The sequence below is a fragment of the Azorhizobium sp. AG788 genome (assembly GCF_943371865.1).
Taxonomy (GTDB): domain Bacteria; phylum Pseudomonadota; class Alphaproteobacteria; order Rhizobiales; family Xanthobacteraceae; genus Azorhizobium.
On the sequence record NZ_CALRWL010000016.1, the window covers coordinates 1 to 25,430 of the forward strand.

The 25,430-nt window shown below is 66.4% G+C and carries 28 protein-coding genes and 1 pseudogene; 5 read left to right on the top strand and 24 right to left on the bottom strand.

The genetic code is table 11. The features are described from left to right. Positions 1-292, top strand: a pseudogene (locus AAG816_RS11385) (multidrug ABC transporter ATP-binding protein); the annotation flags it as partial. 11 nt (positions 293-303) lie between these two features. On the opposite strand, the gene AAG816_RS11390 reads toward AAG816_RS11385, so the two are convergent. Together AAG816_RS11390 and AAG816_RS11395 are read right to left on the bottom strand one after the other, a co-directional pair. Further along, complete coding sequence (locus AAG816_RS11390; RefSeq protein WP_341989740.1) at positions 304-993, bottom strand: aspartate/glutamate racemase family protein; 690 nt, start codon at positions 991-993, stop codon at positions 304-306. After that, a complete protein-coding gene (locus tag AAG816_RS11395; protein WP_341989741.1) occupies positions 994-2,442 on the bottom strand; it encodes an MFS transporter in 1,449 nt (482 codons plus the stop codon). A 209-nt stretch (positions 2,443-2,651) separates the two neighbouring features. On the opposite strand from AAG816_RS11395, the gene AAG816_RS11400 reads away from it, so the two are divergent. From AAG816_RS11400 to AAG816_RS11415, 4 genes are all read left to right on the top strand, one after another. Then, entirely contained in the window at positions 2,652-3,494 is an 843-nt protein-coding gene (locus AAG816_RS11400; protein ID WP_341989849.1) for a MurR/RpiR family transcriptional regulator, read from the top strand. 123 nt (positions 3,495-3,617) lie between these two features. Then, positions 3,618-4,010 (top strand): acyl-CoA thioesterase, encoded by a 393-nt coding sequence (locus tag AAG816_RS11405; RefSeq protein ID WP_341989742.1) that lies wholly within the window; start codon positions 3,618-3,620, stop codon positions 4,008-4,010. Positions 4,011-4,198: 188 nt separating this feature from the next. Then, positions 4,199-5,287, top strand: a complete 1,089-nt coding sequence (locus tag AAG816_RS11410) for an alpha-hydroxy acid oxidase (RefSeq protein WP_341989743.1) — start codon at positions 4,199-4,201, stop codon at positions 5,285-5,287. Between the two features lie 108 nt (positions 5,288-5,395). Next, on the top strand, positions 5,396-6,580 hold the full coding sequence (locus AAG816_RS11415; RefSeq protein ID WP_341989744.1) for a succinylglutamate desuccinylase/aspartoacylase family protein: 1,185 nt from the start codon (positions 5,396-5,398) through the stop codon (positions 6,578-6,580). Between the two features lie 744 nt (positions 6,581-7,324). On the opposite strand, the gene AAG816_RS11420 is transcribed toward AAG816_RS11415, so the two are convergent. From AAG816_RS11420 to AAG816_RS11525, 22 genes are all read right to left on the bottom strand, one after another. Further along, positions 7,325-7,477, bottom strand: coding sequence for a hypothetical protein (locus tag AAG816_RS11420; RefSeq protein ID WP_341989745.1), 153 nt, complete (start codon positions 7,475-7,477; stop codon positions 7,325-7,327). A gap of 77 nt (positions 7,478-7,554) precedes the next feature. Continuing rightward, entirely contained in the window at positions 7,555-7,908 is a 354-nt protein-coding gene (locus AAG816_RS11425) for a hypothetical protein (RefSeq protein ID WP_341989746.1), read from the bottom strand. A 4-nt stretch (positions 7,909-7,912) separates the two neighbouring features. Continuing rightward, the gene (locus AAG816_RS11430) at positions 7,913-8,254 is read right to left on the bottom strand and encodes a hypothetical protein (RefSeq protein ID WP_341989747.1); all 342 of its coding nucleotides are present in this window, start codon (positions 8,252-8,254) and stop codon (positions 7,913-7,915) included. Between the two features lie 53 nt (positions 8,255-8,307). Next, complete coding sequence (locus AAG816_RS11435) at positions 8,308-9,003, bottom strand: TIGR02594 family protein (RefSeq protein ID WP_341989748.1); 696 nt, start codon at positions 9,001-9,003, stop codon at positions 8,308-8,310. An 85-nt stretch (positions 9,004-9,088) separates the two neighbouring features. Next, the gene (locus AAG816_RS11440) at positions 9,089-11,290 is read right to left on the bottom strand and encodes a hypothetical protein (protein WP_341989749.1); all 2,202 of its coding nucleotides are present in this window, start codon (positions 11,288-11,290) and stop codon (positions 9,089-9,091) included. Positions 11,291-11,292: 2 nt separating this feature from the next. Continuing rightward, positions 11,293-11,649, bottom strand: a complete 357-nt coding sequence (locus AAG816_RS11445; RefSeq protein WP_341989750.1) for a hypothetical protein — start codon at positions 11,647-11,649, stop codon at positions 11,293-11,295. Positions 11,650-11,679: 30 nt separating this feature from the next. Then, positions 11,680-14,205 carry a hypothetical protein gene (locus AAG816_RS11450; RefSeq protein ID WP_341989751.1) on the bottom strand — a complete coding sequence of 842 codons (2,526 nt, stop codon included), beginning with the start codon at positions 14,203-14,205 and terminating at the stop codon, positions 11,680-11,682. Positions 14,206-14,231: 26 nt separating this feature from the next. Beyond that, a complete protein-coding gene (locus AAG816_RS11455; RefSeq protein ID WP_341989752.1) occupies positions 14,232-14,909 on the bottom strand; it encodes a hypothetical protein in 678 nt (225 codons plus the stop codon). Further along, a complete protein-coding gene (locus tag AAG816_RS11460) occupies positions 14,909-16,678 on the bottom strand; it encodes a hypothetical protein (protein WP_341989753.1) in 1,770 nt (589 codons plus the stop codon). Before AAG816_RS11460 ends, AAG816_RS11455 begins: the two co-directional genes overlap by 1 nt. Beyond that, complete coding sequence (locus AAG816_RS11465; RefSeq protein ID WP_341989754.1) at positions 16,678-17,112, bottom strand: hypothetical protein; 435 nt, start codon at positions 17,110-17,112, stop codon at positions 16,678-16,680. Before AAG816_RS11465 ends, AAG816_RS11460 begins: the two co-directional genes overlap by 1 nt. Beyond that, on the bottom strand, positions 17,100-17,666 hold the full coding sequence (locus AAG816_RS11470; protein ID WP_341989755.1) for a hypothetical protein: 567 nt from the start codon (positions 17,664-17,666) through the stop codon (positions 17,100-17,102). Before AAG816_RS11470 ends, AAG816_RS11465 begins: the two co-directional genes overlap by 13 nt. Continuing rightward, complete coding sequence (locus AAG816_RS11475; protein ID WP_341989756.1) at positions 17,666-20,302, bottom strand: tape measure protein; 2,637 nt, start codon at positions 20,300-20,302, stop codon at positions 17,666-17,668. The genes AAG816_RS11470 and AAG816_RS11475 overlap by 1 nt, the downstream gene beginning before the upstream one ends. A 163-nt stretch (positions 20,303-20,465) precedes the next feature. Continuing rightward, positions 20,466-20,897: a GTA-gp10 family protein gene (locus AAG816_RS11480; RefSeq protein ID WP_341989757.1), complete on the bottom strand. Its 432-nt coding sequence runs from the start codon at positions 20,895-20,897 to the stop codon at positions 20,466-20,468. Beyond that, positions 20,897-21,346: a phage tail tube protein gene (locus AAG816_RS11485; RefSeq protein WP_341989758.1), complete on the bottom strand. Its 450-nt coding sequence runs from the start codon at positions 21,344-21,346 to the stop codon at positions 20,897-20,899. The genes AAG816_RS11480 and AAG816_RS11485 overlap by 1 nt, the downstream gene beginning before the upstream one ends. A gap of 24 nt (positions 21,347-21,370) precedes the next feature. Continuing rightward, entirely contained in the window at positions 21,371-21,766 is a 396-nt protein-coding gene (locus AAG816_RS11490) for a DUF3168 domain-containing protein (RefSeq protein ID WP_341989759.1), read from the bottom strand. After that, positions 21,763-22,224 carry an HK97-gp10 family putative phage morphogenesis protein gene (locus tag AAG816_RS11495; protein WP_341989760.1) on the bottom strand — a complete coding sequence of 154 codons (462 nt, stop codon included), beginning with the start codon at positions 22,222-22,224 and terminating at the stop codon, positions 21,763-21,765. The genes AAG816_RS11490 and AAG816_RS11495 overlap by 4 nt, the downstream gene beginning before the upstream one ends. A 9-nt stretch (positions 22,225-22,233) precedes the next feature. Next, the gene (locus AAG816_RS11500) at positions 22,234-22,581 is read right to left on the bottom strand and encodes a phage head closure protein (RefSeq protein WP_341989761.1); all 348 of its coding nucleotides are present in this window, start codon (positions 22,579-22,581) and stop codon (positions 22,234-22,236) included. Next, positions 22,578-22,748: a hypothetical protein gene (locus AAG816_RS11505; RefSeq protein ID WP_341989762.1), complete on the bottom strand. Its 171-nt coding sequence runs from the start codon at positions 22,746-22,748 to the stop codon at positions 22,578-22,580. Before AAG816_RS11505 ends, AAG816_RS11500 begins: the two co-directional genes overlap by 4 nt. After that, a complete protein-coding gene (locus tag AAG816_RS11510; RefSeq protein ID WP_341989763.1) occupies positions 22,748-23,335 on the bottom strand; it encodes a head-tail connector protein in 588 nt (195 codons plus the stop codon). The genes AAG816_RS11505 and AAG816_RS11510 overlap by 1 nt, the downstream gene beginning before the upstream one ends. Positions 23,336-23,344: 9 nt before the next feature. Next, positions 23,345-23,710 (bottom strand): hypothetical protein, encoded by a 366-nt coding sequence (locus AAG816_RS11515; protein ID WP_341989764.1) that lies wholly within the window; start codon positions 23,708-23,710, stop codon positions 23,345-23,347. A gap of 83 nt (positions 23,711-23,793) precedes the next feature. Beyond that, positions 23,794-24,033: a hypothetical protein gene (locus tag AAG816_RS11520; RefSeq protein WP_341989765.1), complete on the bottom strand. Its 240-nt coding sequence runs from the start codon at positions 24,031-24,033 to the stop codon at positions 23,794-23,796. Positions 24,034-24,094: 61 nt separating this feature from the next. Further along, positions 24,095-25,426 (bottom strand): phage major capsid protein, encoded by a 1,332-nt coding sequence (locus tag AAG816_RS11525; protein ID WP_341989766.1) that lies wholly within the window; start codon positions 25,424-25,426, stop codon positions 24,095-24,097. Between the last annotated feature and the right edge of the window lie 4 nt (positions 25,427-25,430).

The following is a 25,430-nucleotide window of genomic DNA, read 5'->3' on the forward strand; positions in this document are numbered from 1 at the left end:
GCGGGTGGCCATCGCCCGCATCTTCCTCAAGGACCCGCCGATCCTGATCCTGGACGAGGCCACCTCGGCGCTGGACACCGAGACCGAGCGCGAGATCCGCCAGTCGCTGGCCGCGCTGTCGGAAGGGCGCACCACGCTGATGATCGCCCACCGGCTCACCACCGTGCGCAATGCCGATCTGATCGTGGTGGTGTCGGAAACCGGCATCGCCGAGCAGGGCCGCCACGGCGAACTGGTGGCGCGCGACGGCCTCTATCGCCGCCTGCACGACACCCAGTTCGCCGAGACCTGATCGGGACGCCCCTAGGACGCCTCTGCCGGGGCCGCGATCTGTTCCAGCATCAGGTCCACCGCGCAGCGGATGGGCGCCAGCACCGGCACGGAGAACAGCGGCTGCAGCGTTTCAGCCGCCTCCCCCAGCGGGCCGCCGCCGATGATGACCGCCTGCGCCCCGTCGTCGGCGATGCAGGCATGCACCAGATAGCCGAGGGCGGCCACCAGCCGCTCCGGTTCCTGCGCCAGGGCGCGGGGATCGCCGCCGGAAACGCGGGTGCCGGTGAACAGCGCCGCCAGGCCGAGCCGGGCCGCCGCCGCGGCGATGGAGGCCACCAGATCCGGCGTCACGGTGGCGACGGCGAACCGCCGGCCGCCGTGCGCCGCCGCCTGCATGGAGGCCTCGCAGATACCCACCACCGGCACTGCCACCCGCGCCCGCAATGCCTCCAGCCCCGGATCGCCGAAGGCGGCGACGATGATGCCGGCGCAGGTGTCGCCATGGGCGGCAAGATAAGCGGTGCCGATCTCGACCACCTCGGCGGCGGACGCCGCCAGTTCGTCCGCGGTGATGATCATGGTGGGGCTGCGCACGGCGGTGGCGTCCACCACCGCCATGCGCGCACCGGCCGCCCGCTGGGCGATGTCCCGCATCATGCGGCTGGTCGCCACCGAGCTGTTGGGATTGATCAGCAGGATATGGGGAACGGGCGTGGTCATTCAGATCGCCTTGGGCGCGGCGCCGGGCAGCGGCGCAGCGGCTTCGTCATCGGCGCGGATGGTGACGTCCTCCATGGACATGCCATAGGTCTCCGGCCCGAACTGGATGCAGAGCGCGAACACCGCATACATGCCGGCGGCGAGGCCGAACACGCCCAGCATGCCGTGATGGTCGAACAGATAGCCGGAAATGATCGGGATGAACGAGCCCGCCGCCGAGCCCGTGGCCAGGATCAGCGCCACGCCGAAGGCGCGGATGCGGGTGGGATAAAGTTCCGGCGCATAGATCCAGATCGAGGTGTTGAGCAGCAGCACGAAGAACTGGAAGATCGCGCCGAACAATAGCACCAGATAGATGTTCACCCCCAAGGTGGCGATGGCGATGGCCGCAAGGCAGGCCATGACCGCGCCGATGGTCAGCACCCGCTTGCGGGGAAAATAATAGCCGAACAGCGAAGCGACGATGGCGCCCAGCACGCTGCCGGACTGGATGGTCATGGAATAGAGCAGGCTGCCGGAATAGCTGTAGCCCATGGAGACGAAGATGGTGGGCATCAGCGTCAGCACCGAGAGCTGGGCGCCGTAGCTCATGAGGATGGCGATGGCCACCGCCACGGTGCGGCCGATGAACGGGGCGCGGAACAGATCGCGCCAGGCGCTCTTGGGCGGGGCCGGCGGATTGGCCTCTTCGGTGAGGAAGGCCTGGATGCGCAGATCGTGCGGCCGCAGCGAGCCGGAGGCCAGCACCGAGAGCACATGGTTGGCCTCCTTCACCCGGTTCTGCGACACCAGGAAGCGCGGGGTTTCCGGCACCAGCTTGCGGTAGAAGGCGGCCAACAGGGCGGGCACGGCCAAGGCGGCGAACAGCCAGCGCCAGGCATTGTCGCCGGGAAACAGCGCGAAGATAAAAAGGCCGAACGCCGGGGCGAGGAAATTGCCGAGGCCCCCGGCGGCCACATTCACCAGGCCTGCCGCGGTGCCGCGGAACTTGGGCGAGCAGAACTCCGCCAGCATGGTGACGGCGGTGGAAATCTCGCCGCCGACGCCGAAGCCGACCACCGCACGGGCGAGGCACAGCCAGCCGAAGCTGGGCGCCAGGGCGCAGCCCAATGAGCCGATGGTGAACAGCAGCAGATTGGTCATCAGCATCACCCGGCGGCCGTAGCGATCGCCGATGATGCCGGAGAGCAGGCGCCCCAGCGCGGCGCTGCCGAAGGTGATGGTGTTGAGGAAGCCGATATCGGCGCCGGTGAGGCCCCATTGCGCCCGCAGCGCCGGGCCGGCGATGCCGATGGTGTTCTGCTCGAACGCATCGAACAGGCAGCCGATCAGGATCAGCGCGATGATCTGCTTGTGCGCGCCGGTAATGCCGATGCGCCCGAGCGCACCTTCCAACTGACGAATGGCCGGCGTGCTTGCGCCGGATGTCCCCATGCCTTCTGCGGCCATGATGTCACCTCTGGAGGTCTGGATGGTCTTTATGAAATTATATTTTCATACCGTAACACGTGAAAATCAGAGCCGACAGATCGTATTTGCAGCGCAGGCGCCCATTTTCGCAGCAGAAATTCGCCTCCTCAAGAAACGGGGATGGGATCCCTTGCGCACGGGCGGCAGCAGGAGCAGGGTGCATGAAAATTCGTTTTCGCGAGCATGTGATGAGTCCCGAGCCTCGATCCTTCCTGACCCGCGTGCGCGACGTGCTGGATCAATTGCACCCGGCGGAGAAGCGGCTGGGGGACTTCGTCTGCGATTTTCCCGGCGAGCTGGCCAGCTATTCCGCCTCGGAACTGGCGACGCTGGCGCAGGTGTCCAATGCCACCGTGTCCCGCTTCGTCAAGCGCCTGGGCTATGAGAATTACGAGGAAGCCCGCCGCCACGCCCGCGCCGAGCGGCAGACCGGCTCGCGCCTGTTCCTCACCCGCGCCGCCGACAGCGCCGCCGAGCAGTCGCTCTCCGCCCATGTCACCCAGGGCGTGGCCAATATCGAGGCCACCTTCCTGGCCATCACCGATGCGCAGATCAATACGGTGGTGGAAGCCATGCTCGGCGCGCGCAAGACCTGGGTGCTGGGGTTTCGCAGCAGCGCGCCGTTCGCGGACTATCTGCGCTGGCAGATGCTCCAGGTGGTGGAGCACATCGTCGCCCTGCCCGGCGGCGGCGAGACCCTTGGTGAGCATCTGGTCAGCCTGGACCCGCGCGACGTGGTGGTGGTGTTCGCCTTGCGCCGGCGCATCGCCCGCATGGACCCCATCCTGTCCGTCATCGAAAAGAGCGGCGCGCGGCTGCTCTACATCACCGATGAGAGTGCGCCGGCCCGCCCCAGCGTCACCTGGCATTTCCGCTGCCAGACCCTGGCACCGGGGCCGCTGTTCAACCACACGGCGGTGATGGCCCTGTGCCATCTGCTCGTCACCCGCGCCATCGAGCGGGCGGGGGCCGGCGGGCGCAAGCGGCTGCGCGGCATCGAGGGCATCGGCGACGCGCTGGAGGAAGTGTAGGGCCGCGCGCGCCCACGGCCTGCCCCGTGTCCGCTCTCCCCCTGTGCTCTCCCCTTGCCTGCGGCCCCCTTGCGGCGCTACCCCAGCAGGGAAGCGCGGCCGCTGCCGCGCAAGGAGATCCCCATGTCCGACGCCCTTGAGCCGAAAGGCGACCTGACCCTGCGCACCCTGGCCATGCCGGCGGATGCCAATCCCAATGGCGACATCTTCGGCGGCTGGGTGATGGCGCAGATGGACCTGTCCGCCGGCATGCGCGCCAGCGAGCGCGCGGCGGGGCGGGTGGTCACCGTGGCGGTGAAGGAGATGCACTTCCGCCTGCCGGTGCGGGTGGGCGATACCTTGTGCATCTACACCACGGTGCTGGGGACCGGGCGCAGCTCCATGACCCTCGATGTGGAAGTCTGGGCGCGCCGCGCCCGCTCCGCCGCGCGGGAGAAGGTCACCGAGGCGGTGTTCGTGATGGTGGCCATCGATGACGACGGCAAGACCCGCCCCGTGGACCCCGTGGCGGCCTGAGCGCCGCCATCAGTCCCGTCGCTTGGGCTTCCCCGCCGGCTGGCCTTGGCCGGAGGAGGCGCCTAAGCTTCCGGACCGTCACGGGATCGCGCTCCCGTACAGGTCGGATCAAGATCCCTGCCCCACCGGATCGCCGCAAGCCAGATGCCTGGGGGCACCCCGTGTTTTCCTCAGCGTGCCGGTGATCCATGACCGAAATCCATCTGCCTCCGGCCTATGACCTCGCCGATTACGAGGCCCTGGCCCGCGCCCGCCTGAGTGCGGCCATCTGGACCTATCTGGCCAGCGGCGCCGGGGACGAACTGACCCTGCGCTGGAACCGCGAGGCCTATGACCGCCTGCGGCTGATGCCGCGTGCATTGGCGGACTTCTCCAAGGCCAGCACCCAGCTCCATCTGCTCGGCCTGCCGCTGGACCATCCCATTCTGCTGGCCCCGGTGGCCTATCACCGGCTGTTCCACCCCGAAGGCGAGGTGGCCACCGCCATGGGCGCCGGGGCGGTGCGCGCGCCGCTGGTGGTGAGCACCCAGGCCAGCATGGGGCTGGAGGAGATCCGCGCCGCCAGCCGCGGCCTGCTGTGGTTCCAGCTCTATATCCAGCACGACTGGGGCTTCACCGCCGATCTGGTCGCCCGCGCCGAGGCGGCGGGCTATGGGGCGCTGGTAGTGACGGTGGATGCCCCCGTCAGCCTGCGCACCCGCGAGCAGCGCGCCGGCTTTGCGCTGCCGCCAGGCATCGAGGCGGTCAATCTGCGCGGCCTGCCGCCCGCCCCCTCCGGCAGCGGCACCGGCATCGGCGGCAGCCCGCTGTTCGGCAGCGGCCGGCCGGATGCGCCGTTGTGGGGCGACATCGTGCGCCTGCGCGCCCTCACCAAGCTGCCGATCCTGCTGAAGGGCATCCTCTCCCCGGAGGATGCCCTGCGCGCCCATGCGGAGGGCGCCGACGGCCTCATCGTCTCCAACCATGGCGGGCGGGTGCTGGACACCGTGCCCGCCACCCTGGAGGCCCTGCCCGGCGTGGTCGCCGCCATCGACGGCCGCATCCCGGTGCTGGTGGACGGCGGCATCCGCCGCGGCACCGACATCCTGAAAGCCATGGCCCTGGGCGCCGCGGCGGTGCTGGTGGGCCGGCCCTATGTGCACGGGCTCACCGTGGCCGGCGCGGCAGGCGTCGCCCATGTGGTGCATCTGCTGCGGGCGGAACTGGAGGTGGCCATGGCCCTGACCGGGCATGCCAGCCTGGAGGCGGTGAGCGCCAGGGCGCTGTTCGAGGGCTGAGCCACGGGGCTGCGGCAGCGGACGTGCCCCGCCCCGTCGGCGGAATTGGACTGAGACGTTCCGCCGTGCCGCGGTAGGATTTCGCACAGCTCGCGAGGAACGCCTCTCATGCCGCACGCCCCCAGACCCGGTCTCGATCGCCGCGATTTCGTGATCTCCACTTTGGCCGGCGCCGCCGCCTCGGCCGCGCTGGCCGGCACCGCTCCGGCCCAGGCGCAGGCCCCGGCTGCCCCGGCGCCCCCACACGGCACCCGCCGCACCGGCGACACCCTCCAGGGCAAGGCCGTGGTCAGCGCCCTCGATGTGGCCGATCTGGAGCCGGGCACGACCCACCGGCTCTATTTCCAGGGCGTGCAGATGCCCACCGGCCAGCATTGGCATGTATCGGTGATCGTCGCCAAGGGGGCGCGTCCGGGCAAGCGCATGGCGCTGGTCAGCGGCGTGCATGGGGACGAAATGAGCTCCGTGCGCACGGTGCAGAAGGTGATGGACGGCCTCGACCCGGCGCAGATGTCCGGCACGGTGATGGCGGTGCTGGACGTCTCCCGCCCGGCACTGGAGGGCATGCAGCGCCGCTGGCCCGATTTCGGCCGGGGCGCGGGTCTGATCGACATGAACCGGGAATGGCCGGGCGATGAGAATGGCGCCACCGCCACCAGCCGCCATGCGGCGCTGGTGTTCAACCGGCTGCTGCGGCCCAATGCGGATCTGGCGATCGATTTCCACACCGGCACCACCGGGCTGGACGCCGCCGCCTTCAATATCGCCGACCTCAGCCTGCCGGATGTGAAGACCATGGCCGAGCTCTATCCGGTGGGGCAGATCTGGAACAATGCCGCCTATCCCGGCGTGCTGCACAATGCGCTGATCGACGTGGGCATCCCGTGCTTCACCCCGGAAATCGGCGCGGCCCGCGTGCTGGACCGCGAGAAGATCGCCTTGTTCGTGGAGGGCACCCGCAATGTGCTCACGCACTACAAGATCATTCCCGGCCCCATGGGCCGCACCGCCGCCGATGCGGGCGTCTATGTCGGCAACAGCGCCTTCCCGGTGGTGGCGACCCAGGGCGGCTTCGTGGAGCATCTGGTGCGCCTGGACGATGCGGTGACGCCCGGCCAGATCCTGTCGATCCAGCGCAACACCTTCGGCGAGAGCGTTGCGGACTATCGCTGTGGCGTGGACGGCCGCGTCGCTGCCCTGCGCAGCGATGCCACCGCGGAACCGGGCAATGTGCTGGCCTTCATCCTGTTCAATCACGCCCCCGCCGCGGGGCAACGGACCTATCCGGAATGAGGCGGCCCCACGCTGCCGCAGCTTCACCTCTGCTGCGGGGGCGGTGGACGAATCAATCTTTGGAAGGGCTCTAGACTCTGACGCAATCGGTCGGCTAGCTTTCATTCGATGCAATGAATAGTTGCAGCGATCATCGGCACGGTCGCCCACTGTGCCCCCGTCAAGGGCAGGGACTAGGAATGGGCTGGAACACCTCGCTTACGCACCCGATCCCCGTGTCGCGGGATAAATCCGCCGTATTGCGGACGATGGCAGATGCCTCGCACTTTCTGTTCGAGGGCAAATTGCCACCCTGCGACTGCATGGCCGCCGCGCGCATCTCCGTCTGCGAGGCGGTGCTGACGGAAACGCCCGAGGACATTCAGAAGGCCACGGAGGCGATGGAAGCCGCCCTGCGGTGTCGGCCGCGACCGCTAGCCTAGGGCGGTTTCGAGCGCGGGATACCGGTCACCGGCCACATCTGCGGGGGGACGGGCAGCCAGGTTTTGGCTTGCCGGTCGAATCTGGCCGGTCACCGGACTCAGGCGGCACGGACATCTCTGGCCGAGGACATCTCTGGCTAAACAAAGGGCTGGACAACGACAGTGCTGAGAAAGTTGCTTCCACCGCCGAGGGACGCCGGCGTCACAGACGACCGTGCGCGAGGGACCGAGGAAGTGAATGGCGGGAGTGACGGGGCTCGAACCCGCGACCTCCGGCGTGACAGGCCGGGTAAAGACGAGTGATTGCAACAGAGTGTTGCAGTCACATGCCCTGCAAACCCCACCCCATTTTCGAGAAAGTGTCACACTTTTGGCGGCGCATCAGCACGGCGGTGATGGATGCCATCACCCAGCGGTCGGCGGCGCTGACATTGCTGCGCGACAGAAAGTCGCACAATGCCGATGATGAAGGCACGGACCTCCTGTAAACGGCTTCCGCCCCACCTCCGTTTGGAGGCGGGGCGGAAGGGATGATGGCGTGTCCCGCGCGGCTCAAGCCGTCGCGGGCGGAAACGGCGGCGGCGGCCCATCCCGCCAGGCGCGAGCCCAGCGCAGCAAGGCCTCGCACAGGCTCATGCCGATCAGGCCCAGCACAAACCCCACCATGCCCTCGACCGAGGATGACGGCAGTTCCGGCGACGCCAGATAGCGCGACGCGAGGATGGCACCCACCGGTGTGCCATAGCCGGCGACGAAGGTGCCGACGATGGCGGTTCCCATGTGGCGGGGCCATGAACCGCCGGGGCGGGAGAGCGAGCGGACGATCCCTCCCGCCGCCCCGGCGATGACGTGGGTCAGCTTGATGCCGGCAAGCGCCGACAGCGGATCAGGGGGGATATCCGCCATCCGCTCACGCCGGCCGGCGCGCCAGCAGCGTGGTGGCGATGCGCCACACGACGGGCGCGATAGCCACGCCTGCCCCGCCGATGGCCTGCCAATTGTCGTGGACCGCGGCCGCCAGGGTCTGCCAATCCGACACGTCTCCGATCCCGCGCGCGGCGAACGCGGTGCCGGCGGCGGAAATGGCATAGCGGGCGATCTGCGGCCACAGCGATTCCAGCGCCGCCGGCGGCGGCAGCGCATCGGTGATGGCGGCGGCCACCGGGGCGACCTGGTTGGTGGACAAGGGGATGTCGGGGCGCGCGGCGACGGCCGCCACCGCCGCCAGGACGGCGGATGCGATCTTGGGCATGGTCAAACCTCGAATGTGGGAGGTGTGCCCGGCGGTCCCGGCCGGGCGCGGGATCAGGCTTCGTTGCGCGAGAGCGTGCCGGCCAGGGTCTGGAGCGGCAGCGGCAGCACTGGGGCGCCGGCGGTGGTTGGCCAGCGCAGGCCGCCGGGGCGAACACGGCCCTTGGCGATGCGGGTGATGGTCACCGCATCAGACTGGTTGCCCCCGAGCACGTGGTAGGCCTCGGAATCCTGCCCCACCAGAAAGCCCACATGGCCGGTCCAGGCATCAGGCGAACCGCGCCAGAACACAGCGATGCAGCCATACATGGGCGTGTCCAGCTTGGTGCCGAACTTCAGCCAGTTGATGGAGCCCCAGGGCGCAGCCGGCACCGGCTCCTTCGGCAAGGTGGTGGAAATGCACCAGCCGACAAAGGTGCCGCACCATGCGGTTTCATCATCCCGGAACGGCGCCTTGAGCGCTTCCAGCATGCGCACGATGGCCGGCGCATGTTTGGGGCCGGCGATCTCCTTCAGCCCAAGATTGCGCCGAGCTTCTTCAATCCACGGCAGCAGCGGCGCGGCGCCGTCCAGACCGAGCGCGGCGAGCGTGGCCGCATCCAGTTGCCCGGTCTGCGGCAGCTTGCTCCAGGCCTGGAGCATCATGACCGCCGCCAGGGTCTTGCGGCCGAAGACGCCATCGGCGCCGGACGGACCGAGATCGAGCCCGCGCGCGATCAGGCGCCGCTGTACGCTGGTGATATCCACCATGGGTCTCTCCAGATTGTGGGGGAGCCCGGCGACCGGGCACAAAAAAGCCGCCCGGAGGCGGCGGCGACAGGATCAGGCGCAAGGATCAGTTCGCGGAACCCATCATCATTTCAGGTACCGCGACAAAGGTAGAAGCCGACCCCGTGGCGTTGTAGATGGCATAATGGGTGCCGTTATAGGCCACAGACGCCTCCCCGGATCCCGGCGCGCCCTCGACCCAGACGCCATTGGACGGCGACCCTTGCAACTTGGCGATGCCGCCCCCCACGGCATAAGTGGCCACGCTGTTGGAGACGGGATGCCGCACCTTGATGAAGCCGGCGCCATCGACCAGCGCCAGGCTGCCGCCGTTGGCGATGGAAGAGGTGGTCATGCCGCTGGCGTCGAACACCCACTGCGTCAGCGGCCGCGTCTTCAGCACCTGCGTTCCATAGACATCATTGCGCACGGTCACATTCGGGCCGATCGCACCCAGCCAGTTATCCGCCGGCTGGCACATGGAACGGATGGTCAGCCCTGCGGCGCCATCGATGCCATAGAAGTGGTTGTCCTTGATATCGACGCCCGCGCCGAATTCGATTTTCGTGGTCAGGTCTTCGCAGAAGAACCCGCTCCCATTCAGGCAGTTGACGAATTTGCCGGTGCTGGACTTGATCGTCCCGGAGGCCCAGGCGGCGACGGTGAAGTTCGATCCCACCGTTCCGGTCGCATACCAGCCGTTGGCATAGAATTTCTTGCCCACGGAATTGGCGATATTGTCATTGAGGAACACCGGGATTTCCGCCGTGTCCCAGGTTGCCCCCTCATCGAAGATCTGAAGGTTGCCGGCGGCGTAGAGCGTGGTATCCACCAGCAGGCCGATATGGCCCAGCACCTGCTTTGCCTTGCAGGTATAGAGGCCGCCACAGCCGCCGGCGGCATGGAAGCCGACGCCGTCTTCCGCCACGCGCATATAGAGGCTGTCGAGATAGCCTTCCACGCCATTGGTCCAAGTGACCTGCGTCCCCCGGCAGAACATCTTGGTTTCTAGCATGTTGAAGATGGCCGAAGAGTCGAAGAAGATCCCGGCGCTGAAGTGATAATCTTCCTCATTGTCAACGATGATGTCGCAGTGAACCCGCTGCGTCTTGATCACCCGGACGGTCCAGTTTTCGTTGGTGATTTCCTGTGCCGCCGTCATGCGGAATTGGGTGATGAACAGCTCGGCACCATATTCGCTGGTGTTTCCGAACCGCAGCAGCCCGGCGCCGGAGATGGTGTCGCCGGTAAAATGCAGCTCGGACGCGGCCCCGCTGCCATAGATCATCACCGGCTTCACCGTCGAAACATTGTTCAAGGGCCCGGCATAATTGAATTTCCCCGGCGGGAGGAACCCGCAGCCGAGGATCTCCACATTGCCGAAGAACCGGTTGAGCGCGGCGGTGTTGTCCACCAGGATGGAGTCCGGCACGCCGCCGGCATCCAGCAGGCTATAGACCTCGGACAGCTTCTCATGCTGCGCGCGCTCGACGGAACCCGCCGCCGGATGGGTCCATTTCGCCAGCGTCGCATTCAGCGTGGCAGGCACCAGAGCCCACCAGCCACCATTGGCGGAATCCGTCCCGCCGTCGCTGGTGAAGCGATCCGCCGAACGGTGCTTGGCAACACCGCTGGGCTCGGCATCCACACGCTGGCGCACATGCGTCGCGCCACCCAGGCCACCTTCCGCGGTCACGATCATGACCGTTTTCACCCGGGCGGGAATGGAAATGGCCGCCGCCGCCGCGATGTTCGGGAACACCATGTGACCGGCTGCCGCCGCCAAATTCTTCAGCGGGTGTTGCAGATTGTCGTCGCCCGGCTCTGCCAGGGCCGTGAGCGTGTCATAGGTGACATCGTCGGCGCCGGGATCAAGACCGTCGATCAGCGCTTCCGGCCCCTGCGGCCCGCGGATATCCACCGCATCGCCGATGGCCGACACAGAGCCCGATGCGCCGATATATTGCCCGGTGGCCGGCTTGGTGCCGGCGCCGCCGGTCCAATCCACAATGCGGTGCACCCGGCGTGCGCCATCGGAGACGGCGGCCACGACAGCGGTCCAGCCTTCATCGCCCTTGATCAGGCCCTTGTCAGTCCAGCCGGCGGCGGTCTTCGGCCCCCACAGATGCTTGGACACGGTGTTGAGGCACAGATCACCGATACGCCCATCGGTCACCAGCGGGTCGCGGGCCAAGGTAAAGATGCCGCGCCCATCCACACCTTGGGCGGGCGCATTGATGCGGACGGGAGAAGAGAGCGCGCGAGCCATGGTCAGGCCTCCGGAAAGGTGATGCCGCGAGTGATGAGGAGCGTGTGGGTTTCGCCGCGCCAGCGCACTTCGGTGGTCCGGTTCACGAACATGAAGTCGAACTCGAAGGAGGCCGGAAACACCGAGGCCAAGGGCTCGATCAGTGCCCAGCCCACATTGATTTCCAGGCGCCGGGACACGGGATCGCTGATGATGAGCCGGCCATTGGCCAAGCTCATATCGATCAGGACTTCATCATCCCCGGGCGCCTTCACCTCGGCGAAAATGTCGTAATCGTCCAGCCGCCAGCGATCACCAACGGAACCCAGCGCCAGGACGCTGATCCAATCGGTGGCGGCGGCAACCGTGAAGGTCGCCATGTTCAGATCCTTGGTGGGGTGATCAGGAGATCAGTTGTAGCTTTCGACGATCCAGCGGCTGGCGGTGGCGTCGTAGAACAAGGTGGCGCAGGACGGTGCCGAAGCGCGCAGCACGATATTGGCGCCCGACAGCGTCGTGATGCGGTTGGCCGCCGTGGACGATGCGTCCTCATTGACGATCGTCATGGTCTGCGCGGTGGTGTTGTGCAGAGTGAGCCGCCGGCCATTGATGCCGCCAGTCATGCCGCCGATGGAGAAGGCGCCACTTGGCCCGGTGATGCGCTGAAGTGCGCCGGCGGCCAGCGCGATATCGCTGTTGAGCCCATTGGCCAGGGTCAGCCCGGCGGCACGGGTGATCAGCGACCCACTGGCATCCAGATTGACCACATAGTTGGTCAGCCACCGCAGGCTGGCATCGCCGCAATTATAGACGGCATCAGCGCCGGCAAAGAGCGTGCACTTGAGGAAGAACCCACCAGCGCCGACACCGCTGCGCGAGACATCGAACACGCCAGCCGAACTGGCCAGATCATCACTCAGCACGCGGAACGACAGAATGCTGCCATCCGCATTGAGCGCGAGATCCCAGTATTTCTGATTGGCGCTGGCTGACGTATTGCCGAACCGCAGTGGCGAAGCCGCCCCGGTGACATTCAGGGCGACCGCGCCGCTGACGCTGCCGCCGGTCTTGTCGAACTTCAAGTTCAGCGCGTCCTGCTGTGCCGTGCTGACCGGCTTGTTCGCGTCGCTGGTGTTGTCCACATTGCCCAGGCCGACATCACCTTTCACCAGCACCAGCCCGGACTTGAATGCGGCGAAGGTGATGTTCTTGATGAGCTTTCCGCTGGTGCCGTCGAACACCGCCGGGGTGGCATCGGTGGCGCTCGCCGGCCCCACCACTGCGCCGTCGATATTGGTCTGCGAGATGTTCCAGTTCGCGCCCACCGTGGCCTGGTCGCCTGAGGCCGTCGCATCCACCAGGCAGAGCAATAGATCGCCCGCCTCGACCACGCGGCCGGAGGCGCCGCCGATCTTCCCCGCCACCGAAACCCGATAGGTCCAGCCGGCGCTGGCGGCGGGATAGTTCGGGTTGGCAGAGCAATCCACCACGCCCTTGAAGACCATGGCATCCGCCGCCGCGATCAGGGCATCCACATAGGCCTTATTGTAGACATCGAGGCTGGTGCGGGTGGCGGCGGCATCGGTGAAGGTGGCGCTGGACAAAGCGGCCACGCCGGCAACGGACAGGCCGGCCAGCGCGCTGACGGCGCCCGTCACCGCCAGGGTTCCCGATACCGCGCCGCTCCCGGCCACCGTGAGCGCGCCGCCGGACTTCAGCCCGCCTTCAACGGTCCAGACATTGGCGGCCTGGTCAAAGTACAGCTCGCGATCGATACGGAAGTCGCCGGCCTGATCGGTGGGGGCCAAAGCAAAGCGATCACCCGCCCCGACGATGCGGCCGGAGGCATTGCCGCCAGTGGCCTCATCGTCGCCCACATAGAGGGTGGAGCGCAGGCGCAGCGGCAGCTCGAACACAAAGTCGCCGGTGACAACCTGGTCGCCATCCAGCAGCATCACGTTCGAGGATAGGCGCGCGTCGTCAAGCGTGCCGGATTCAATCCAGCCCGCATCATGGGATTGCTCCAGGCCCCCTTCCACCACTTCCATCCGGTCCAGCAGGTCCGTGGAAACCTGCGCCAGGCCCGCCAGTTCATTGCGGAACTCGCTGACATCCGGCGACCAGTCGATGCCGGCGGTCAGGTCCGTCCACTCGATCACTTCCACATGGGTGATGCCGGAGCCGTAGCAGCGCACATAGGGCCGGCAATAGACCGCGCCCGCCGGCGCCACCACATCCACCGTATCGCCATCGGTGCGCGCCACCGTGAACGGGCGCTCCAGCCGCCCACTGGCAACGGTGATATCGACCAGATCTTCCAGGATGGTCGAAACCAGGCCGCTCTTGTCCGCCTTCAGCCAGCTGATCGCCAGGCGCACGGCATCGTTGGCGGGATCCAGCGTATCGGTGGCGCGCTGCACCACGAAGCGCAGGCGATAGTGCTTGCCCGGCTCGATGCGGAACACCGCCACCGTCGCCACGATCCCCGCGCCCACCGCCAGCACCGAGCCGTTCGCGGACACCCGCCGATCCGCATCCGGGATCGGCACCACATCCGCCGGCGCGCCGGTGATGGCGGCGGTGGCAAAGCGCCCCGGCTCGCCGATGCGGGCGTACTCCACCAAGGCCGTCACGGTCGCCGCGATCGCCACCGATGCGTCGCCAGCGGCCCGCGCGGCCGCTTCGTTCTGATCCGCCAGCGCACGGGCCTGCGCTTCCTCCGATAGAGCTGCGGCAGCGTCCTCCCGCGCGGTGGCCACGGCTTCCGCGCGCGCTGCCGCCTCTGCATCATCACCGTCCGCGCGAGCCGTTGCTTCAGCCGACAGGGCCGTTGCAGACGCCTTGCCCGCCACCAGATTGGCCTGGTCGATCGCGGCATTGAGCTTCGCGCGCACATCGGCGCCGCCCTCGCCATCGACGATGGGTAAAATAGCCATAAGGCCCCCTCAGATGATGTTGGGTTTCAGGCTTCGGCGAAGGTGATGGAGGGCGTGCCGAACTTGCCCAGGTCCAGCGAGAGATCGCCGCTGCTCATATCCGCCAGCGTGCATAGGCACACCAGATCACGGAAATTCGCCGTTGTTCCGGATGGCGCCGCGGCGCGCAGCGGCGGCAGGATCTTGACTTCATAGGCCGCCAGCCCGGAACCGGCGTCATCCACCCATATGCCGGCATCAGACCAGGGCGCGCCGGTGGTGAACCAGTCCGAGATGGACGTGGCGGCGGTCTGCGAGACCACGTCCATGACCCGATAGAGCCGGGGGCCGATGCTGAAATGCACCCCGGCTTCCACCTTCACATTGGCGGTGACCAGATGAAGCGTGGTGGCGCGCAAGGCCGCATCGGAACTGACCCCCGCCCCCCATGAGCCCTGCGGCACACCGGCGGGGCGGAACTTGTCGAAGATGGTCAGCAGGATGTCTTCGCCGGCCCGCAGCCGCGCCACCATGGCGCGCCAGGCCAGTTGCTGCGCCCGGGTGGACACCGGCACCTCATAGGTGATTTCCCACCGGCCGGCGTCGGAGAACACCCGCTGTTCCACGCCGGTGAAGGATTGGCCGCCGCCGCGCGCCGCATTGCGCAATTCCGGCGGCGAGCAATTGCGCGGCTTGAGCACGGCGGGCCATGCAGCAATGGTCATCAGGCCACCTCGATTTCTGGCAGGACAGCCCAATCCGACGTGGTGCCGCGCGCGGTGGAGCGGCGGGCGCGCACGTCATAGGTGCCGGCGGCGGACACATCCACGAACGCGGTGCCGGTGGTCACGTCGGCGGCGGCGATGTCGATCCACCCCGCTTCCGGATCGGCGCCGGACGCATAGGTCCGCCATTGCGCGGCATTGGTGTAGGCGTCCTCGCCATCCACCGTGTCCCAGGTGACGGTGATGACATGGACGGAAACGCTGGACGCCAGGCCCTCCGGCGCCGGCACCGTATAGCCGCCGCCGGATTCGGTCACCGCGCCCATGGCGCTCATTTCGGATGCCGCCATTTCATGGGTATCTGCCGCATAGGACTGCACCTGCAGGCTCACCGTCATGTCGGTGGTGTCGAGGGTCGGCGGCTGGATGATGTCGAACACGCCATCAATGCCCAGCTCCGGAATGGTCCATCCCATATTGGGATCTCCCATCGGCTGCAGGCCGCGCAGATCGGTCTTGAGGGTCAGCTTCCAATCGGGCCGGGCCATGCGCAGCTTGGTCTTGCTCAAGCGCTGCGCCTGATAGGGCGATGGGCACCAGGACAGCGCCAGATCATCCACATCCGCGCCGGCGACATCTTCCGCCCACACGGTGGGGACTTCCTGTTCCTGCCAGTCTGCCCCCTCCCAGACGATGCGCGACTTGACCCCATCCACCCGGTCCAGCGCATCGGGAAAGCGCTCGAACTGCTTTTCAATGATGCAATCCGATGTCAGCCAGACATTCGGCGTCCGCGCCTTGCCCACGAACAGGCCTACAGTGCCGTCCGGCTGTTCGATCAGCGTGCCGCCGCAATTGGACAGCAGCGCTTCCAGGGTGCTCTTGCGCTCTTCGGCGGTGCTGTAGCGGCCGCAGGCGCGATAGCGCGGCTCCCCACTGTCCGGGGTTTCCATGCCATCGTCGCAATCATCGCAGGCCTGTTGCCAGAGCGGCACATTGATATCGTCCGACTGCAAGCCCCACCCATCGCGATCGAGCACGAAGCGCAGCGTCACCGAGGCGGCATTATCGCCATAGGTCCAAGTGGTGTCGTCGGCGAGATCATGGGCCGGATTGCGCGGATCCGGCACCATGGCGCCCTTGATGATGGCGGACCCGGACGGCGCCCCATTGGGGAATTTCTTGGCGTGGGTCTTTTCATCCGCCTGGATATAGTTGAACGCGCCGCAGGCCAGGCCGCGCAGGCGGTGATCGCTGGTCCATTCGCCGCCGCTCAGCGGCAGCGACAGGGCCGCCTGATCCGGTTCCCCCAGCCGGTATTCCGCCAGCACCCGCCCGAACCAGGGGCCGGGAGGATAGACCACCGATCCCGGCGCCACCCCGGTCAAAGCATAATCGCCGGTGTACAGGGTCTCGACTTCCTGGATCTTGGTGCAGGACCACACCTTGATCACCATCAGCACCACGCCGGGTGCGGAATAATAGACCGTCGCCCCCGCCGTCTTCACCCGCCCGCAATCGATGAAGCGGTTGGGCAGCGCCTGGTTGATGGTGGTGGTGGTGGTGATCACCTGCTTTTTCGAGCGGTTGAGCAGCAGGCTGGCGCCCACCGTCGCGCCCAAGGCCACCACCCCGGACACCACTTCCGCCACCGCCGCCGCGCCCACCGTGAGCCCGGCCAGCGACCCGGAGATGATCAGCGGCGTGCCGGCGCCCACGCCCAACGCACCCAAGGCGCCGGCAATGGGCGCGGCCAGCAGCAAAGCCATTACGGCACCCGCCAGCAGATGGAGGCCGGGGCGCGGGTTTCCGCCACCCCGCGCACGGTCGGCGCTGCCCAGGCGGTGGACAGGCGCACGCACAGCACCTCGGCACCCAGGCGCCCATCTTCCATATCCATGGCCACCAGGCCGATATCCCCCAGGCGCGGTTGGGCGGTTTCCACCAGCCCGGCCCGCGCTGCGCCCTGGCGCACCGCTTCGCTCAAGGTCTCGCAGCCATTGGCCCGCAGCAGGCTCAAGGCCTCCTGCATGTCGCCGTAGCGCCCGCGCAGATCGGCCATGGCATCCACTCCGGTGCGCAGTGCCACCCAATCCCAGGCGAAGGTGCAGCAATCCTGCGAGCCGGAAAAGCGCGCGCCCCAGGCGAAGCGCTTGGTTGCCGCGGCCTGCATATAGCCGGCGATGTCGCTCACTTCGGCCATACGATTTCCTTGGACTGGAGCGAGGGCAGGAACTCGCAGCCCCGGTCGCCGGGATAGCGCTGCTGTTGGGTCAGGTCCGACAGATAGGTGGCGGATGGCCGCCCGCGCGCCACGAACGGGCCTTCCGCATTCACCGCCAGGGTGCGGGTCAAAGGCCCGCTGTCCGAGCCGGAAAAGCCCTTCATGATGCCGCGGCGGATGGAGATCGGCCCATCCAGGACCTGCCAATCCTCATCGAAGAATTGCAGATACATCTGGATGCGCCGGCCGATGGCGTCGCTTTCTTCCGCCAGCGCCCGCGCCACGAAGGTGGGCGAAACCCCGGACACCGCCACCGACATGGTTTCCGCCGCCCCATCCACCGAAGGCGTGCCGGGCGTGATGCTCACCAGTTCGAACGGCAGGCCGCGCCAGACATGGCCACCGGAGGTGATGTCGCCGGTGCCCGGCCAGCACCGCACCGGGCCGGACAGAAAGTCCATATGGATCAGCCCGCTGACCCGCACCACCCGCCCGGCCATCTGCGCCGCCACCATCTCCGAGACATCCAGCATCAGCCGCGCCTCTTCTGATTGTCGGACGCGGCCTTGAGCGACACGGACGGCGTGGCCTTCAGCGCCGCCGCCGCCCCGGCCATGGCGGCCTGATGCGCCGCCCTGGCAATGGCCGCGTCGCCATTGGCGCCGGCAAGGTTGATGCTCATCTGCATGGTCACCCGCCCGCCGCCACGCGCGACGGCGGAATTGGGCGTGATGGTGCCGGAGGTGCCGGGCGTGAACCATTCCGGCCCCCTCTCTCCCACCACATAGCCCTTGCCATTGGCCACCGGCCCGCCGTCGGCGCGGAAGCCGCCGAAGGCCATGCCCAGCAGGCCGCCAATGCCATTGCTGTTGGCCACCGAGCCGCCGAATAGGCCAGCCAGGGGGCCTTGGCCCAATAGCGTCGCCTTGAGCAGCATTTGCGTGATCAGGCTGATCCCATCCTTGAGCACATCGTTGAATGACTTAGTGCCCTCGATCAGCCCCTGAATTCCACTGATACCCAGGTCACCGAATTCCTGCTGCAACTCCACAAACCGTTGCTGCTTTTCTCGCGCATCTTCGATAGCGGCAGTCGCCGCAGCGCGCTTGCTCGCTTCGGCGTCAATGGTCGCCAGCATCTGCGGCGACAGCGCAATCTGGTCCATCTTGGCCTGATTGAGCATCCGCAGCACTTCGATCTGGCGCGTGGCCTCAAAGGTGGAAGCACCGATCAGCTTAGCCTCAAGTTCAAGCTCATTGGTCTGGAGCCCATATCCCTTCAAACCTTGCTGAAAGCCCTTGAATTTCTCCGCCGACTGATCGGCCTTTTCCGCTTGATCGCGGAATTCAGCAATGCCTCGCGCCTGTTTCTTTGTCAGTTCGATGCCTTTGGACTGGGCATCGCTATAGATCGATTCCGCATCTGCCTGGAGCTTTCGCTCGCGTGCCGCTAGCCGATAGGCCTTGGTCTGCTCATTGATGTAGCCTGTGGTCGCGGCGCCGCGCAGCGTCGGATCAAGCTGTGCGTCGGCGGCCGGGGGCAACTTGCCTACCTGCGCATCGATCAGCGAAGCGGCAGACGGTCCGACATTCTGAAGCGCAGTTTTCGTCTCAGATGTAGCCGCGCGCACGGCGGCCAATTTGTCCAGCAATGGCGCCAAGCGATCCGCCAGCACTTGAAAGCGCGGCTCTGAATTTGCAAGGCGATAAAGCTCTTCCTTGGTCTGGATAGCCGAATCCGAAGTATCGCCTAAGCCATCTTGAAGTTTCTTCAGCTTTTCCAGCCCAGCCTGGTCCTTACCTAAAGTCAGACTTGTGGCGATGGTAGCGAATGCCACCTTGATCCGCGAAGCCACATCCTCCGCATCCGCCGCCTGCTGATCGAGGCCGCGATTAAGTAAATTGGTCTGTGTTTCCGTAAGCCGCTTGGCAGCGGCGCCGGTGGCCGTAGCCAGATTTGCTGTGCTGGCCTGCGCGCGCTTCAGAGCCTCTGAATAGGCATTGAACCGCGCCTCAGATTCTGCCGAGCGAGCACTCATCACTGCTAAGCCGATAGACAGGCCAGTGATGACCGCACCAACCGGACCACCAAGTAAGCCGAGAACAATTTTCGCGTTACCCGCGACGCCCGACAAGGCCCGCAAGGCGATAGCCGATGCCCCGGTCGCTTTTTGGATACCTTGCTGGCCAGCCACGACGGCTTTTGCCGTTTCAGCATTGGCTAGCATTTCCAGCCGCGCCTTGACGAGATTGGTCACATAGCCAATTCCCATGGCGGTGCCCACGACCAAGGCGGCATTTCCCACCGTATCGAAGTTCTTCGCCAGCGCATTCAGACCTTGGGCAATACGCTGCGTTGCCCCCAGAGACTGATCCGTTTGGCCGATAAAGCGGGTCAGCGCATTGGTCACCCGGTTCAGTGCTTGACCAACGGTATCTGTAGCCGTGGATGCCGTGGCCTCAAGCCCATCCATGCCGCGCAGGAAAGCCTGGAAGAAGTCGCGCGAGGAAACCGTGCCAGCCAGAACCATAGCCCGCAGCCGCGAGACGGAGCCACCCGCACTTTCAAGCCCGGTGGCAACGGTCTGCAGAATGGGCCGCGCGCCCTCCATGACACTGTTGAACTCTTCGGCCCGTACCGTGCCCGCACCGAGCAGCTGCGACAGCTGCAACAGCGCGCCGGAGGCCTCTTCCGAGCTGGTTCCGGCCACGCGCAAGGCCGTCGCCACACCTTCGGTGAACTGGGCTACATCGCCCGATGACGCGCCAAGCTCCTGGCCTGCCTGCGCCACGCGGCCATATAGGGTCACCAACGGGCTGAGCGCTGCCCCCTGGCGCTGGGCAATCTCATAAACCGTGGTCAGGGTCGCACCCACCTTGTCGGACGATACCCCAGCCGTACGCAAAGCATTCTGCGCTGCCGTCCATGCCTCCGCGTAGGACAAAATCCGCTCCGCCCCGAGGGCGGCCGCGATCGCGCCAAGAGACGGCACCAGCGACGAGGCCACGCGACTGACAGATGAATTCACCTTTGCCGTGAGCCCCTCAAAGCGCTTTTCGATCTGTCGGCTTCGACTATTCGTAGTATCGACAGCCTTGGCCAATGCCTTTTCAAATGCCGTTGTCCGCGCTTCCAGAACCGCCACAAGGCGCTCAATTTCTGTCGCCATAGCGCCCTCCTTCAGGCCAAGCGTTCAACCATGTCGCGGAATTCTTCCGGGCTTGGGGGCTCCGGCATAACTTCATCCCCCCCATTGGCCGCGTTCCAGCCGTCCACGGCGGCGGAGAACTGCCAAAGGCTGGCAGCATCCACCTGCTGCGGCGCCCAGCCCATTACAGCGGCGGTTCCGTAATATCCGGCAAAGGCGAGGACACCCCGTCCTCTATCTCGGCCCCTGCCGGCGCCTCTTTTCCCACCGGCTCATCGAGCGCCCCCACCAGGGCCGCGGATAGAACCGCATAGGCTGGGATGACATTCTCATTGAGAGGCCGGTCATCCACATAGCGCTGCACCAAGGTCAGAGCCTCGAGTGGCTTCAATCCGCCACCGATCAACCCAAGGCGCAACGTCTCGCGCAGATCGTCCACCAGCCATCGGCCGGACCCGATCTCGGCAGCGAGAAATGCCGGGCCGATAGGCTCGGCACCCATCCGCACCCGCACCGCGCTCGCTTTCTCCTGCAGCTCGCGCAACTGCCCAATGCCGAGGCGGAACAGGTGCTCGCCATCCCCCCAGGTGAGGGTGATATCGCCGGCACGGCTCATCAGCTTGCATCCACCCAAGTGACGGCGCCGTTCGAGGACATCTCGACCTCGATCTGCACCAGCCCGCCCACTTCGCCGGTGATGTTGAAGGTGGTGAGCACCGCCGACATGGCATAATAGCCGCCGCCATTGCCCGCCGTGGCGTCGAACTTCACGCGGATATTCACCGCATCGCCGGACAGGAACCAGTCCCGCCAGGTCTCCAGGCTTTCCATGGCCAAGGTGCCGGAGCCGCTGACCGAGCCGGACAGGGCACTGATCACCCGCTCGGTCCAGGACGGCGCATCAGGATCCGTGCAATCCGGCACGTTGAACTCATTGGCCGAAGCCGCGAGATTGAGCCCCTTGGTGGTGAGGGCGCAGGGGGCGGTGAAAGCCTCGGTGGGCGATGCACCATCACCGATCTGGATCAACAGCTTCGAACCCCGAAGCGTGGTGGGGCGTGCCATGGCAGGACTCCTATGGAGATGAGGTCAGTCGTCGGGATGGGTCAAGGCGCGGAAGGTGAGCACCGCGTGGCTGGTGCGCCCGTCCGGATCCCGCAGATAGCGGGCGCCGTCGAACCGCAGCAGATCGAGCACATGGCCGGTCAGGGTCAGGTCCACATCATCCAGGGCCGCCACCACGGCGGCGGTGAGGGTCTTGGCTTCCACCTGCCCCACCGCATGCGACCACACATGGATGTCCAGATAGATTTCCCGGCCATCCATGCAATCGGCACGGTTCGGCAGCTCCTGGCCTTCGCCAATGACGATGCGCGGCATCGGGTCGGTGGCGCCAGGCACCCGGTCCATGACCGGGACGGAGGGCACCGCCGCGGCGATGGCGGCGCGCACGGCGCCCTGCAACACAAGGGCCGGCGCACTCATGATTGCGCAGCCTTCTTAATGGCCTTCTTGATGGCACGGGTGACGCGCGATTTTGCCCGCTTCTTATTGGTGCGGAATGCCGGAAAGAAGAACGGCTGCGCCACCGTGCCCGGATGCAGGGTGCCCTTGTAGAGGCCGCCCTGCTTATGGGGCGCGGTGCCGAATTCGATCCACCCGGCATAATAGGCATTGTCATCGCCGGCATAGGCCGTGGCGCGGATGCCATCGGCTTTCGAGCCGCCGCCCCGCAGCGCCTGCGTGGCGGTGGTGGATGGCGCATCCCCGAGCACGGCGCCGATGGAATCCATCAGCCGTCCGCTCCGCTTGGGCACCAGGGCCTTGGCGGTCTTGGCCACGTCCTGTGCGCCTGCCAGCACGGCGATTTCCAATTGCGCGCGGATTTCCGGCGTCATCTTCAGCAGCTTGCGGCGCAGCGCATCTTGACCCTTCAGCGCCATGCCCGCCTCCTATGCCGCGATGCCGCTGGTGGCCAGGATATCCAGCCACGCCCGCGTGCCGTCCATGTCTGTCGGTGGTGAGGTCAAGGCGAAGACTTCGCCGCTATGGGCATCCACCGCCCGCCAATCGGCGCGGATGGCCCGCGTCTGCGCGCTCTGGCGCACGGTCATCACCACCGGCTGGGTGCCCGACAGGCGCATGGCCAGAACCGATTCCCCGCCGCGCAGCGGCTTCACCTTGGCGGCGATGGTGAATTGCTCGGTCCAAGCGCCTTCGGTGTTGCCATAGCCGTCATCGGCCACCACGGCGCGGGCCTCGAAGCGCATGCGCCGGTTCAGATCCCCTGCCCCGGTCATGCGCGCGCTCCCGGCCTATGGGCCACCACAGCCTTGCCGGCGGCCACCGCCGCCGCCCCGCACGCCCGCCGCACGAACAGCACCGCGCCCGTCGCGAACGCCAGCGTCACCCGCCCCTTGCGCTCCGGCGGGCACCAATCAAACGGGGCGATGAAGCGCACCCACATCACAGATCCCACACCCGGAACGGTGACAGCAGCGCTTCCACTGCCATGGGAAAGGTCGTGACGATGTTTCCGACGTTCACCGCTTCACGATTATTGTACCAATGGCCGATCAGCAGCAGCATGGCCTGGCGCACCGGCGCGGCGTCGGCGGCATAATCCTCATAGCCGGCGCGCCAGGTGATGCGCACCGCATCGCGGGAGGAGCGCGGCACCGGCCATTGCTCGCCATAGGCCGGCAACAGATGGGCGAAATGCCCTTTGCGGGTCACCATCACCGAGCCATCCGCGAAGGTCTGTTCCTGGCCTGCGGCATCGTCATAGACGAAGCTCACCAGCGAGATGAACGGCGGGAACGGCAGCACCACCGGGCAGCCCTGCACCAGGTCGCCGCCATCCATGGTCAGTTGCAGAACTTGCGGCCCCACCGCCCGGCGCAGCCAGCCGGAGGGGCCATCGATATGGGTCTGCGCCGCGCGGATCAGACCATCAATGACATCGTCGTCATCGGCAAAGTCCACCCGCAGGTGGGCCTTGGCTTCATCCAGCCCAATGACGGGCTCGGGACGTTCGATGACGGTGACGTACATGGGCGCCGCTCACTCGTCCACGAGGATGTGCAGCGCGCCGGTCTTGGCGTTGCCGCCCGCGGCGATCACCACCTTGATGCGGTCGGAGGCAATCGCCACCTTGTCCATGACCGCCGTGCCGCCGGAGGCATAGAGCGCGGCGACGCCGGCCTGCGAATGGGTGGCGGCGCGGGGATAGCGCACGGCGGAGGCGTTGACGTTGGATTCGGTCCAGATGTTTTCGCCGGTGGCCTCGCAGGTGACGGTGAAATCCACGCCGTCCGCATAGTCCGTCTTCACATATTGGACCGAGTGGATCTTGCCGGCGACGCGGGGCGAATAGGCGGTGGCCGATCCATCGGCGGCGGTGGTGATGGTGAGTTTCAAGCGGCGCATGGGGTGGTCCTCTTAAGGTCTGGGGTGGAGCGGCGCGCGAGCGCCTGGGAACAGCCAGAGGTGAGCGGTGGAAACGGCGCCGGTCAGTCCGCCTTGGCCCGTTTGCGGGCGGTGGACTTGTTGAGCGGCGGCGTGGCCATCTTGTTCAGCGGCGCCGGTTCAGCCTTCTCGGCTTCCCCGGCGTCGAGGCGTTCGAAGATGGTTGGATGCCGCTCCAATAGGTCTTTTCCAGCGGCATCGTTGATGTTGAAGGGTTCGCCAGGGCGCAGGCTGTCGGCCTTCACGGCGCTGATGCTGATCTGATCGAGGGCCTTGAGGCGCATGGCGGATCTCCTGGTGTCAGGCGCCGGCGGGAGAACCCGCCGGCGGTGCGGCATTTGCCGATCAGGCGGCAAGCGCGTCGCTGAAGTCGCCCTTGACGAAGGCTTCCGGGCGATAGACCGCAAGCGCCAGGCGCTCTTCCGCGCGGATGGTCACGAGATTCTTGCGGAAGTTGTCGCTGTCCTCGGTGGAGATCTCCACATTCGCGTCCTCGCGATCGAAGATCTGCGCCCCGAGCTGGAAGGCGCCGACCAGGAACTTGTCCACGGTCATCGCCTGGGTTTCCACCACCGGCCGGCGCCACAGATATGGCTCGCTGCCGCCCTGCGGATTGGCGAACAGATAGGCGCCATCGTCAGTCTTCGTCAGCTCGATATCCGCCCAATCACCCGGATTCATGACGATGCCATTGGCGGGATATTCTGCCAGGAAGGCCTGCAGGATTGCGAGGCGGAGGATGTCGATCTTGGTCATGTTTCCGGCGGCGGTGGGCACGATGGGTGCCAAGTAGGCCGTCGCCTGGGTATAGATGCCGTTGAGGTCGGTGCCGGTTCCGCCGCCATTGAGGATCTGGCTTTCCTCGACATAGCTCAGACCATAGAGAAGACGATTGTTGATATAGGATTCCAGCATCGGCACATCATCGAGGATCGACTTCGTCGCCAGGACGAAATGCGGGATCGTGGTCACCGCCGACGTGACAAGGTCGAACTTGATTTCCGACTGAGGCTTGGTGGCGCCGGACGTCTCCGAGTGCGTCGCGGCATTGTTGGTGAAGCCGGTCTCGCGCACGTACTGAATCGCATTGGAGCTGGTGCGGCCCGCCGTGATCAAGTCGCGGATCGTCATACGGCGCTGCGGCGGGGCGATAATGCCGGGCTGGCGCTGCGGCACGATCAGATCGCCGGCGGACCCATCGGCATCCGTGGTCAGGCTGGAGATGATCGCCTTGACCTGGATACTGACGCTGTCCCGGTTCTTCTTTGCGGCGCAGAAGGCCTTCACCGCATCATTTTCGGTGACCATCTGCCCCAAGCTCTTGCGCTTCTCCGGCGCGCCGGGACCGCGGGTGATCTTCTGTTCGATCTCCTTCAGCCGGGCATCCAGTTCGCCGTGCTTGATCAAGGCCTTGTCGGCGGCCTCCTTTGTCTCGCCGGTGACCTTGCCGAGGTTCTTCAGCTCGGTTTCGGTCTTCTCCGCCTGCGTCTTCACCGCGTCGGCGGCGTCCTTCAGCTGGCGGGTCAGCGCCTCGAACTCCGCCGGCAGCGGCGGCACCGTGGCGCCGAAGACGGCGGCGGCGGCCATGGCGTCGCCGGAGCCGAGATAGAGCAGGCCGACGACAAGGCACGCGCAGAAGGCGAGCCCGATGGCCCGCTTGAGGGTGATGGTGGTCATGGGA

Bases quoted from the DNA above. Each gene is read 5' to 3' on its own strand.
- AAG816_RS11390 (WP_341989740.1), bottom strand. From the start codon at position 993: ATGACCACGCCCGTTCCCCATATCCTGCTGATCAATCCCAACAGCTCG.
- AAG816_RS11395 (WP_341989741.1), bottom strand. From the start codon at position 2,442: ATGGCCGCAGAAGGCATGGGGACATCCGGCGCAAGCACGCCGGCCATT.
- AAG816_RS11400 (WP_341989849.1), top strand. From the start codon at position 2,652: ATGAGTCCCGAGCCTCGATCCTTCCTGACCCGCGTGCGCGACGTGCTG.
- AAG816_RS11405 (WP_341989742.1), top strand. From the start codon at position 3,618: ATGTCCGACGCCCTTGAGCCGAAAGGCGACCTGACCCTGCGCACCCTG.
- AAG816_RS11410 (WP_341989743.1), top strand. From the start codon at position 4,199: ATGACCGAAATCCATCTGCCTCCGGCCTATGACCTCGCCGATTACGAG.
- AAG816_RS11415 (WP_341989744.1), top strand. From the start codon at position 5,396: ATGCCGCACGCCCCCAGACCCGGTCTCGATCGCCGCGATTTCGTGATC.
- AAG816_RS11425 (WP_341989746.1), bottom strand. From the start codon at position 7,908: ATGGCGGATATCCCCCCTGATCCGCTGTCGGCGCTTGCCGGCATCAAG.
- AAG816_RS11430 (WP_341989747.1), bottom strand. From the start codon at position 8,254: ATGCCCAAGATCGCATCCGCCGTCCTGGCGGCGGTGGCGGCCGTCGCC.
- AAG816_RS11435 (WP_341989748.1), bottom strand. From the start codon at position 9,003: ATGGTGGATATCACCAGCGTACAGCGGCGCCTGATCGCGCGCGGGCTC.
- AAG816_RS11440 (WP_341989749.1), bottom strand. From the start codon at position 11,290: ATGGCTCGCGCGCTCTCTTCTCCCGTCCGCATCAATGCGCCCGCCCAA.
- AAG816_RS11445 (WP_341989750.1), bottom strand. From the start codon at position 11,649: ATGGCGACCTTCACGGTTGCCGCCGCCACCGATTGGATCAGCGTCCTG.
- AAG816_RS11450 (WP_341989751.1), bottom strand. From the start codon at position 14,205: ATGGCTATTTTACCCATCGTCGATGGCGAGGGCGGCGCCGATGTGCGC.
- AAG816_RS11455 (WP_341989752.1), bottom strand. From the start codon at position 14,909: ATGACCATTGCTGCATGGCCCGCCGTGCTCAAGCCGCGCAATTGCTCG.
- AAG816_RS11460 (WP_341989753.1), bottom strand. From the start codon at position 16,678: ATGGCTTTGCTGCTGGCCGCGCCCATTGCCGGCGCCTTGGGTGCGTTG.
- AAG816_RS11465 (WP_341989754.1), bottom strand. From the start codon at position 17,112: ATGGCCGAAGTGAGCGACATCGCCGGCTATATGCAGGCCGCGGCAACC.
- AAG816_RS11470 (WP_341989755.1), bottom strand. From the start codon at position 17,666: ATGCTGGATGTCTCGGAGATGGTGGCGGCGCAGATGGCCGGGCGGGTG.
- AAG816_RS11475 (WP_341989756.1), bottom strand. From the start codon at position 20,302: ATGGCGACAGAAATTGAGCGCCTTGTGGCGGTTCTGGAAGCGCGGACA.
- AAG816_RS11480 (WP_341989757.1), bottom strand. From the start codon at position 20,897: ATGAGCCGTGCCGGCGATATCACCCTCACCTGGGGGGATGGCGAGCAC.
- AAG816_RS11485 (WP_341989758.1), bottom strand. From the start codon at position 21,346: ATGGCACGCCCCACCACGCTTCGGGGTTCGAAGCTGTTGATCCAGATC.
- AAG816_RS11490 (WP_341989759.1), bottom strand. From the start codon at position 21,766: ATGAGTGCGCCGGCCCTTGTGTTGCAGGGCGCCGTGCGCGCCGCCATC.
- AAG816_RS11495 (WP_341989760.1), bottom strand. From the start codon at position 22,224: ATGGCGCTGAAGGGTCAAGATGCGCTGCGCCGCAAGCTGCTGAAGATG.
- AAG816_RS11500 (WP_341989761.1), bottom strand. From the start codon at position 22,581: ATGACCGGGGCAGGGGATCTGAACCGGCGCATGCGCTTCGAGGCCCGC.
- AAG816_RS11505 (WP_341989762.1), bottom strand. From the start codon at position 22,748: ATGTGGGTGCGCTTCATCGCCCCGTTTGATTGGTGCCCGCCGGAGCGC.
- AAG816_RS11510 (WP_341989763.1), bottom strand. From the start codon at position 23,335: ATGTACGTCACCGTCATCGAACGTCCCGAGCCCGTCATTGGGCTGGAT.
- AAG816_RS11515 (WP_341989764.1), bottom strand. From the start codon at position 23,710: ATGCGCCGCTTGAAACTCACCATCACCACCGCCGCCGATGGATCGGCC.
- AAG816_RS11520 (WP_341989765.1), bottom strand. From the start codon at position 24,033: ATGCGCCTCAAGGCCCTCGATCAGATCAGCATCAGCGCCGTGAAGGCC.
- AAG816_RS11525 (WP_341989766.1), bottom strand. From the start codon at position 25,426: ATGACCACCATCACCCTCAAGCGGGCCATCGGGCTCGCCTTCTGCGCG.